We start from the raw sequence: 9889 nt of genomic DNA on the forward strand, positions 1-9889 counted from the left end.
GTACTGGGGTTGCCGATCAGTCTCAGCGGGCCGCTGGCCAATCTTCTGGCGGTGCCCTGGATCAGCCTGCTGGTCTTGCCGCCGGCCTTGCTCGGAACGCTGCTGTTGGCCGTTCCCTATGTGGGCGAGGGGTTACTGTGGTTGGCTGGCAGTCTGATCGACCTTTTGTTCAAGGGGCTGGCGTTGGTGGCCGGGCAATTGCCCGCGTGGGTGCCGGTGGCGGTTCCGTTGTGGGTTTGGGCGTTCGGCGCACTGGGCGCATTTCTGCTGTTACTGCCACCGGGCGTGCCGTTGCGCCCGCTGGGCTGGCCGATGTTGCTGTTGCTGGTTTTTGCGCCCCGGCACACGCTGCCTGAAGGCGTCGCCGAAATCTGGCAGCTGGATGTCGGCCAGGGGTTGGCCATTCTGGTGCGCACCCGCCATCACACTCTGCTGTATGACGCCGGGCCACGGTTCGGCGATATCGACTTGGGTGAGCGGGTGGTGTTGCCAACATTGCGCAAACTGGGGGTGAATGGACTTGATTTGATGCTGATCAGCCATGCCGACGCCGATCACGCCGGCGGTGCGCGAGCGATTGCCAGCGGTGTGCCGGTGACTCGGGTACTGAGTGGCGACCCACTGGCCCTGCCGGACGAGCTGCATGCCGAGGGCTGCGAGAGCGGTCAACAGTGGACCTGGGACGATGTGCGGTTCCAGCTCTGGCAGTGGTCGTCGGCCAGCGACAGCAATCAGAAATCCTGCGTGCTGCAGATCGAAGCCAACGGCGAGCGGTTGCTGCTGACCGGCGATATCGATACCGCGGCCGAGCGGGTGCTGCTCGACAGTCCACTGGCGGTGCCGACGGACTGGTTGCAGGCCCCGCACCACGGCAGTCGCAGCTCATCTTCGATGGCGTTGCTCAGCGCTCTGCTGCCTAAAGCGGTGCTGATTTCCCGTGGCAACGGTAATTCTTTCGGTCATCCCCATCCCACAGTCGTGGCGCGTTATCAAAAGCGTGGCATGGCGATCTACGACAGCGCCGAGCAGGGTGCCATTCGTCTACAACTGGGGCGCTTCAAACCACCTTGGACGATGCTTCAGGAACGGCGTTTCTGGCGCGATCCGCCAGCATTGCGCCAGTAGCCCGCGTCATTAAAGCCCGACCGGATGCGACATCGCGGTCTTCGGTGCGCCCACCCCCTATGTTAGAGTGGCGCACTTTTTCGAGGGGACTGTCACTGTGTGGGAATTGGTCAAATCCGGCGGCTGGATGATGCTGCCGATCATTCTGAGTTCCATCGCGGCCATGGCGATCGTCGCCGAGCGTCTCTGGACCCTGCGCGCCAGCCGCGTGACCCCGGAGCACTTGCTCGGGCAGGTCTGGGTCTGGATCAAGGACAAGCAACTCAATAAAGAAAAACTCAAGGAGTTGCGCGCCAACTCTCCGCTGGGCGAGATCCTCGCCGCCGGTCTGGCGAACTCCAAGCATGGTCGCGAGATCATGAAAGAGTGCATCGAAGAGGCCGCCGCGCGGGTGATTCATGAGCTCGAACGTTATATCAACGCCTTGGGCACCATCGCCGCCATGGCTCCGTTGCTGGGGCTGCTGGGTACGGTGCTGGGCATGATCGATATTTTCAGTGCGTTCATGGGCACGGGCATGGGCACCAACGCCGCGGTGCTGGCCGGGGGTATTTCCAAGGCCTTGATCACCACCGCCGCGGGCCTGATGGTCGGTATCCCGGCCGTGTTCTTCCACCGCTTCCTGCAACGCCGGATCGATGAGCTGGTGGTGGGCATGGAGCAAGAGGCGATCAAACTGGTCGAGGTTATTCAGGGCGATCGCGACGTGGACCTGGCCGAGGGTAAAGCGTGAAGTTCCGTCGTAAACCACGGGAAACGGTAGACATCAACCTCGCGTCGCTGATCGACGTGGTGTTTATCCTGTTGCTGTTTTTCGTCGTGACCACCACCTTCACCCGTGAAACCCAGTTGCGCGTCGACCTGCCGGAAGCGGTCAGCGGCTCCCCGGCCGAAGACCAGCAGCTCAAGCAACTGGACATCGCCATCAGCGCCGACKGGGCGTATTCGGTCAACAACCAGCTGTTGCCGAAGAACGACCTGACCAGCCTGATGGAAGCGCTACAGAAAGAATCCAATGGCGACACCAATCTGCCGTTGTCCATCAGCGCCGATGGCAAAACCCCCCATCAGTCCGTCATCACCGCGATGGACSCTGCCGGCAAGCTCGGTTTCAGCCACTTGCGCATGACCACTGTCGAGGCGGCGCCGGCGTCCTGATGGCCATGTCCGATCGATTGCTCGCCGCATGGTACGAAGGTCATCCGGCGTTGAAGCTGTTGCAGCCTCTTGAATGGCTGTATCGACGCGTGGTCACTGGCAAGCGCGAGCGCTTTTTGGCGGGCGAGGGCGAGATCTATCAGTCGCCGGTGCCGCTGATCGTGGTCGGCAACATCACGGTGGGCGGCACGGGCAAGACGCCGCTGATTCTGTGGATGATCCAGCACTGCCAGCGCAGCGGTCTGCGGGTGGGTGTGGTCAGCCGTGGTTACGGCGCCAAACCGCCGCAATTGCCGTGGCGGGTCGCGGCGGATCAAGGCGCGGACGTGGCGGGCGATGAGCCGCTGTTGATCGTCCAGCGCACCGGCGTGCCGCTGATGATCGACCCGGACCGCAGCCGTGCGGTCAAAGCCTTGCTGGCGAGTGAGCCGCTGGACCYGATCCTTTCCGACGACGGTATGCAGCATTACCGGCTGGCTCGAGACCTGGAACTGGTGCTGATCGACGCCGCTCGCGGCTTGGGCAACCGCCGTTGTCTGCCCGCCGGACCATTGCGCGAACCGGTCGAGCGCCTGCAAAGCGTCGATGCAGTGCTGTACAACGGCGCTGCCAATGATCGCGAAGACGGTTTTGCCTTCCAGTTGCAACCCACCGAACTGGTCAACCTGCACAGCGGCGAACGGCGGCCTCTGGACCACTTTCCCGCTGGTCAGGCCCTGCACGCCGTGGCCGGGATCGGCAATCCCCGGCGTTTCTTCACGACCCTCGAAACGCTACACTGGCGGCCAGTGCCCCATGCATTTGCCGACCACGCCGAATACAGCGTGCAGGCCTTGAATTTCACACCGTCATTGCCAGTGGTGATGACAGAAAAGGACGCGGTGAAGTGCCGTGCCTTCGCCGCCGCCGATTGGTGGTACCTGGCGGTCGATGCTGCGCCATCGCCGGCCTTCGTGGCCTGGTTCGATACACAGCTGATGCGCCTGTTGCCGGCTCGTCTTTTGCCTTAACTCCGTTTCTATCCAGGGAATGTACATGGACACCAAATTGCTCGACATCCTCGCTTGCCCGGTCTGCAAAGGCCCGCTCAAGCTCAGCGCCGACAAAACCGAGCTGATCAGCAAGGGCGCCGGCCTCGCGTACCCGATTCGCGACGGCATCCCGGTGATGCTCGAAAGCGAAGCGCGCACCCTGACCACCGATGAGCGTCTGGATAAATGACCACAGCCTTTACCGTTGTCATTCCATCGCGTTACGCCTCCACCCGCTTGCCGGGCAAGCCGCTGCTGCTGATCGCCGGCAAGCCGATGATCCAGCACGTCTGGGAACAGGCGAGCAAAAGCAGCGCCCAGCGCGTGGTGGTTGCCACTGACGATGCGCGCATCGTCGAGGCCTGCAAGGGCTTTGGTGCCGAAGTGGTGCTGACTCGCGAAGATCACAACTCCGGCACTGACCGCCTGGCTGAAGTTGCGGCGAAACTGGGCCTGGCCCCGGACGCGATCGTGGTCAATGTTCAGGGCGACGRGCCGTTGATCCCGCCAAGCGTGATCGATCAGGTCGCCGCCAACCTGGCTGCTCACACCGAAGCACGCATKGCCACCCTGGCCGAGCCGATCGAAGACGTCGAAACCCTGTTCAACCCCAATGTGGTCAAAGTGGTCAGCGACCTCAATGGCCTGGCGCTGACCTTCAGTCGTGCCACCTTGCCGTGGGCTCGGGACGCGTTTGCCAAGAGCCGCGAGCAATTGCCGGAAGGCGTGCCATATCGCCGCCACATCGGCATTTATGCTTACCGTGCCGGCTTCCTTCAGGACTTCGTCACCTGGGGCCCGTGCTGGCTGGAAAACACCGAGTCTCTGGAACAGCTGCGTGCCCTCTGGCACGGCGTGCGGATTCACGTCGCCAATGCGCTGATCGCACCGCCCACCGGCGTCGACACCGTTGAAGATCTCGAGCGCGTTCGTCGCCTGCTGGAGGCCTGATGCGGGTTCTGTTCGTCTGCCTGGGCAACATCTGCCGTTCCCCCACGGCTGAGGGCGTATTGCGGCACAAGCTGCGTGAGGCGGGGCTGGCCGATCAAGTCGAAGTGGCTTCTGCCGGCACCGGTGACTGGCACGTCGGCAAGGCCCCGGACAAGCGCAGCCAGGCTGCGGCGAAACTGCGCGGCTACGACCTGTCCGCCCAGCGCGCCCAGCAAGTGACCCGCGCCGATTTCGCCACTTACGACCTGATTCTGGCGATGGACAACAGCAACCTGCGCCACCTCAAGACCATGCAACCGGCCAAGGGCAAGGCCGAGCTGGATTTGTTCCTGCGTCGCTACCAGTCGGAAGTCGATGAAGTGCCGGATCCTTATTACGACGGCGACCAAGGCTTCGAACAGGTACTGGACCTGATCGAGCGCGCCAGCGATCTGCTGGTGATCGAATTGAAGGGACGGCTATGAGTTTGCAGGTTCAACCCCGGGTTTCGCTCAAACCGTACAACAGCTTTGGCGTGGACGTTCAGGCGCGGCTGTTTGCCGAAGCCCATAGCGATGCCGACGTGCGCGAAGCCCTGGCCTACGCGGTGGAACACGAAGTGCCGGTGCTGGTGATCGGTGGTGGCAGCAATTTGTTGCTGACCGCCGATGTGCCGGCACTGGTGTTGCGCATGGCCACTCGGGGGATTCGCCTGCTGAGCGATGACGGCAACCAGGTGGTGATCGAAGCCGAGGCGGGCGAGCCATGGCACCCGTTTGTGCAACACACCCTGGCGCAAGGGTGGTCGGGGCTGGAAAACCTCAGCCTGATCCCCGGCACCGTCGGCGCGGCACCGATGCAGAACATCGGCGCTTACGGTGTCGAGATAAAGGACGTATTCGCCGGCCTGACAGCCCTCGATCGCCAGACCGGCGAGCTGCGGGACTTCACACTGGCCGAGTGCAACTTTGCCTACCGCGACAGCCTGTTCAAACAGGAGCCGGGGCGCTGGTTGATCCTGCGGGTGCGTTTCACCCTCACGCGCACCGCGCACCTGCACCTGGAATACGGCCCGGTGCGTCAGCGCCTGACCGAGCAGGGTATTGATCACCCGACGCCGACCGACGTCAGCCAGGCCATTTGCAGCATCCGCAGCGAAAAACTCCCGGACCCGGCGGTGCTCGGCAATGCCGGCAGCTTCTTCAAGAATCCGTTGGTGCCCGCCGCACTTGTGGCACAACTCAAGGGTGAATACCCGGATCTGGTGGCGTATGCGCAGCCCGATGGGCAAATGAAGCTGGCGGCGGGCTGGCTGATCGAACGCGCCGGCTGGAAAGGCTTTCGCGACGGCGATGCCGGTGTGCATAAATTACAGGCGCTGGTGCTGGTCAACTACGGCAGCGCAACGGGCCTGCAATTGCTGAATCTGGCGCAGCGCATTCAGAAAGACATTGCAGAGCGTTTCAAGGTCGACCTGGAAATGGAACCCAACCAGTATTGAGGCTACGCTTCAGGCTGATTAAAAAGCCCTGCACATTTTCAAATGTGCAGGGCTTTTTTGTTAATGCTCAGTTAACTTAGCCAGCTAACGATGCAAGCATTTGCTCCATCAAAGGCCCGGTGCAGACGTCGCGTCTACATATGAGAGCCGATTAGCCYGAGTCGATCTGCGTGTAGTGAACCGCGAACCCCAAGCGGCAGATTGCTCGACCCCATAACCTCTATAACTATGCGGGCGTGCCCATGATTACCCTGAAACTCAATGGTCAAGATCATCAACTCGATGTCACCGAGGACATGCCGCTGCTCTGGGCGATCCGTGACGTGGCTGGCTACAACGGCACCAAATTCGGCTGCGGCATGGGCCTGTGCGGCGCCTGCACCATTCATATCGACGGCGCGCCAGCGCGCAGTTGCATCACACCGATCGGCTCGGTGGTCGGCCAGAACGTCAGCACCATCGACAACCTGCACGCCGACCCGGTGGGCAAAGTCGTCCAGCAAGCCTGGCTCGACAGCGCCGTGGCTCAGTGCGGTTATTGCCAGGGTGGACAGATCATGTCGGCCACCGCGCTGCTGAAAACCAACCCGAACCCCAGCGACGAGCAGATTGAAGAGGCGATGGTCGGCAATATTTGCCGTTGCGGCACCTACAACCGGATCAAGACCGCCATCCGCCAGGCATCCACTCACCTGAAGGAGGCCAAGGCATGAGCCAGCTACCGAATGATTTTGCGCTGAGTAATCTCAGCCGACGCGGTTTCCTCAAGGGCGTGGGCGCCACCAGTGCGCTGGTGCTGGCCGCCAGTTGGGGCTGGCAGGATGCATTAGCCGCCGAAAAAGAGCAGAAATTCGGTGCCGACGGCATGCCCAACGGCTGGATCGATGATCCGAAGGTTTACATCAGCATCGCCGCCGATGGCAGCGTGACGGTGATTTGCAACCGTTCGGAAATGGGCCAGGGCGTGCGCACCAGTCTGTCCATGGTGGTGGCCGATGAACTGGAAGCCGACTGGGCACAGGTCAAAGTGCAACAGGCGCCGGGCGATGAAGTACGTTTCGGCAATCAGGACACCGACGGCTCGCGCAGCATGCGTCATTGGTACGAGCCGATGCGCCGTTGCGGTGCTGCCGCGCGGACCATGCTTGAGCAAGCTGCTGCCGCGCAATGGAAAGTGCCGGTCAGCGAGTGCCATGCGCAACTGCACAAGGTCATCCATAAATCGACTGGCCGTGAATTGGGCTACGGCGCGTTGGCCGCAGCAGCCAGTGCGCTTACGGTGCCGGCTCGCGACAGCCTGCGGCTCAAGCAGCCGTCGGAGTTTCGCTACATCGGCAAGGAAGGCACCAAGGCCATCGACGGTGCGGACATCGTCAACGGTCGCGCGGTCTACGGCGCCGATGTGCATTTCGACGGCATGCTTTTCGCCACCATCGCCCGTCCGGCGGTCTACGGCGGCAAGGTCAAATCCTTCGATGCCAGCGCTGCGATGAAAGTCCCGGGGGTGATCAAGGTTCTGCAAATCGAAAGCCGTCCATTGCCGTCCGAGTTCCAGCCTCTTGGCGGTGTGGCTGTGGTGGCCAGCAACACCTGGGCGGCGATCAAGGGCCGCGAAGCGCTGAAGATCGAGTGGGATGACGGCCCCAACGCCAGTTACGACTCGATCGCCTACCGCAAGGAACTCGAAGCCGCGTCGCTCAAGCCCGGCAAAGTGGTGCGCAACACCGGCAACATCGACCAGGCCATGAGCGCTGCCGACAGCACCCTTGAAGCTTCTTACTATCTGCCGCACCTGGCGCAATCGCCGATGGAGCCGATGGTCGCCATCGCCCGTTTCAAGGACGGTGTGTGTGAGGCCTGGGCGCCAAGCCAGGCGCCGCAAGTCACCCGCGAGCGGATTGGCGAGCGCCTGGGCATTCCGTTCGATAACGTCACGTTCAACGTCACCTTGCTCGGCGGCGGTTTTGGTCGTAAGTCCAAGCCGGACTTCGTGGTTGAAGCGGCGATCCTGGCCAAGGAATTCCCGGGCAAAGCGGTGCGGGTGCAGTGGACCCGTGAAGACGACATCCACCACTCGTATTTCCACACCGTGTCTGCCGAATACCTCAAGGCCAGTCTGAACAAGGACGGCTTGCCGTCTGGCTGGCTGCACCGCACGGTGGCGCCAAGCATCACCGCGCTGTTCGCGCCGGGGATGAACCATGAAGCGGCTTTCGAGCTGGGCATGGGTTTTACCAACATGGCTTATGCGATCCCCAGCGTGCGCCTGGAAAACCCTGAAGCAGCGGTCCACACGCGGGTCGGCTGGTATCGCTCTGTGTCGAACATCCCTCATGGCTTTGCGATTCAGAGCTTTGTCGATGAACTGGCGCATAAGGCCGGCCAGGACCCGCTCAAATACCAGATCAAGCTGCTTGGCCCGGACCGTCAGATCGATCCGCGTACCTTGAGTGAAGAGTGGAACTACGGCGAATCCCCCGAGCGGTATCCGATCGATACCGCGCGGATGCGCACCGTGCTGGAAACCGCCGCTAAAGCCGCCGGATGGGGGCGTAAGCTACCCAAGGGCCGTGGCCTGGGCCTGGCGGTGCATTACAGCTTTGTCACTTATGTGGCAGCCGTGATCGAAGTCGAAGTCAAAGACGATGGCACGCTGATCGTGCACAAAGCCGACATCGCCGTGGACTGCGGCCCGCAGATCAACCCCGAGCGAATTCGCTCGCAGTTCGAAGGCGCCTGCGTCATGGGCCTGGGCAACACGGTGCTGGGGGAAATCAGCTTCAAGGACGGCAAGGTCCAGCAGGACAACTTCCACATGTACGAAGTGGCGCGCATGTCCCTGGCACCGAAGGAAGTCGCCGTGCACCTGGTCACGCCACCGGGCAATGTACCGTTGGGCGGGGTCGGTGAGCCGGGCGTGCCGCCGATTGCGCCAGCGCTGTGCAACGCGATCTTCGCGGCCACCGGCAAGCGCATCCGTGACTTGCCGGTTCGCTATCAGCTGCAAGGCTGGCAGAAGGCTGGCGCCTGATGGATAGCGTCGATCTGAACGTCCTGCGCAGCGTGCTGGAATGGCGCCGCGCCGGTCAGCGGGTGATGTTGTACAGCGTGGTTCAGACCTGGGGTACCGCGCCCCGGGCACCTGGCGCCATGCTCGCCTTGCGTGGCGATGGCGTAGTGATTGGCTCGGTGTCCGGTGGCTGTGTCGAGGATGACCTGATTGCCCGGCTGCACGATGGCCGTATCCCGGCCGATGGGCCTCCGGTGCAGTTGATTACTTATGGCGTCACTCGTGAGGAGGCCGCGCGGTTTGGTTTGCCCTGCGGCGGCACGTTGCGCCTGACCGAGGAGCGCGTCGGCGATCCGGCGTGGGTCGCCCAGGTGCTGGCGCGCTTCGAGGCGCATGAAATCGTTGCGCGCTCGCTGGATATTGCGACCGGTGAAGTGGTTCTGCAGCCGGCGAACAAGCACGATGTGCTGAGTTTTGATGGCAACACACTGCGCGCCATTTACGGCCCGCGTTGGCGATTGTTGTTGATCGGCGCGGGGCAGCTATCGCGGTATGTCGCCGAGATGGCACGGCTGCTGGATTTCGAAGTGCTGATCTGCGATCCGCGCACCGAGTTCGTCTACGGCTGGGAAGAACAACACGGTCGCTTCGTTCCGGGCATGCCCGACGAAGCAGTGCTGACCATCCAGACCGACGAACGCACCGCCATCGTCGCGCTCACCCACGATCCGCGCCTGGATGACATGGCGCTGCTCACGGCCCTGGATTCCAGGGCATTTTATGTCGGTGCGCTGGGTTCGCGAGTCAACAGTCAGAAGCGCCGGGACAACCTGGCTCAGCTAGGCTTGTCCCAACAGGCCATCGAACGCTTGCACGGCCCGATCGGCTTGCACATCGGCAGCCATACTCCGGCGGAAATCGCCTTGTCGCTGCTGGCCGAGATTGTGGCGATCAAGAACGGCATCGAGCTCAAGCAGAAGAGGCCGTTGCAGGAGGGCGTATGAGTGACTCCATTGGCGTTATCGTTCTAGCCGCCGGGCAGGGCAGCCGGTTTCGACAGGTAGCGGGTGACGATAAGGACAAGTTGCTGGTGGACTGCACCGCCCGTGATGGCATCACCGTGCACTCAATGAT

General features: G+C 62.3%; 11 protein-coding genes and 1 pseudogene. All 12 read left to right on the top strand.

Annotated elements, in window-relative coordinates; translation table 11 throughout:
- Positions 1-1125, top strand: a 1125-nt coding sequence (locus tag AC1DLB_RS11005; protein WP_477784997.1) for a ComEC/Rec2 family competence protein, incomplete at its 5' end; no start/stop codon positions are given.
- Between the two features lie 97 nt (positions 1126-1222).
- Positions 1223-1858, top strand: a complete 636-nt coding sequence (locus tag AC1DLB_RS11010; protein WP_007941964.1) for a MotA/TolQ/ExbB proton channel family protein — start codon at positions 1223-1225, stop codon at positions 1856-1858.
- The gene (locus AC1DLB_RS11015) at positions 1855-2283 is read left to right on the top strand and encodes an ExbD/TolR family protein (protein WP_477784998.1); all 429 of its coding nucleotides are present in this window, start codon (positions 1855-1857) and stop codon (positions 2281-2283) included. The genes AC1DLB_RS11010 and AC1DLB_RS11015 overlap by 4 nt, the downstream gene beginning before the upstream one ends.
- A complete protein-coding gene (gene lpxK / locus AC1DLB_RS11020) occupies positions 2283-3293 on the top strand; it encodes a tetraacyldisaccharide 4'-kinase (protein WP_477784999.1) in 1011 nt (336 codons plus the stop codon). Before AC1DLB_RS11015 ends, lpxK begins: the two co-directional genes overlap by 1 nt.
- 25 nt (positions 3294-3318) lie before the next feature.
- A complete protein-coding gene (locus AC1DLB_RS11025) occupies positions 3319-3504 on the top strand; it encodes a Trm112 family protein (protein WP_003179363.1) in 186 nt (61 codons plus the stop codon).
- The gene (gene kdsB / locus AC1DLB_RS11030) at positions 3501-4265 is read left to right on the top strand and encodes a 3-deoxy-manno-octulosonate cytidylyltransferase (protein WP_477785000.1); all 765 of its coding nucleotides are present in this window, start codon (positions 3501-3503) and stop codon (positions 4263-4265) included. The genes AC1DLB_RS11025 and kdsB overlap by 4 nt, the downstream gene beginning before the upstream one ends.
- Positions 4265-4729 (top strand): low molecular weight protein-tyrosine-phosphatase, encoded by a 465-nt coding sequence (locus tag AC1DLB_RS11035; RefSeq protein ID WP_018926232.1) that lies wholly within the window; start codon positions 4265-4267, stop codon positions 4727-4729. Before kdsB ends, AC1DLB_RS11035 begins: the two co-directional genes overlap by 1 nt.
- Positions 4726-5745 (top strand): UDP-N-acetylmuramate dehydrogenase, encoded by a 1020-nt coding sequence (gene murB / locus AC1DLB_RS11040; protein WP_064616576.1) that lies wholly within the window; start codon positions 4726-4728, stop codon positions 5743-5745. The genes AC1DLB_RS11035 and murB overlap by 4 nt, the downstream gene beginning before the upstream one ends.
- Before the next feature lie 242 nt (positions 5746-5987).
- Positions 5988-6458, top strand: a complete 471-nt coding sequence (locus tag AC1DLB_RS11045) for a (2Fe-2S)-binding protein (protein WP_007941956.1) — start codon at positions 5988-5990, stop codon at positions 6456-6458.
- A complete protein-coding gene (locus tag AC1DLB_RS11050; protein WP_477743483.1) occupies positions 6455-8776 on the top strand; it encodes a xanthine dehydrogenase family protein molybdopterin-binding subunit in 2322 nt (773 codons plus the stop codon). The genes AC1DLB_RS11045 and AC1DLB_RS11050 overlap by 4 nt, the downstream gene beginning before the upstream one ends.
- A complete protein-coding gene (locus AC1DLB_RS11055) occupies positions 8776-9759 on the top strand; it encodes an XdhC family protein (RefSeq protein ID WP_477779334.1) in 984 nt (327 codons plus the stop codon). Before AC1DLB_RS11050 ends, AC1DLB_RS11055 begins: the two co-directional genes overlap by 1 nt.
- Positions 9756-9889 (top strand): annotated as a pseudogene (locus tag AC1DLB_RS11060) (nucleotidyltransferase family protein); the annotation flags it as partial. The gene AC1DLB_RS11055 and the pseudogene AC1DLB_RS11060, both read left to right, overlap by 4 nt.

Source organism: Pseudomonas sp. 05N434, from assembly GCF_056396965.1.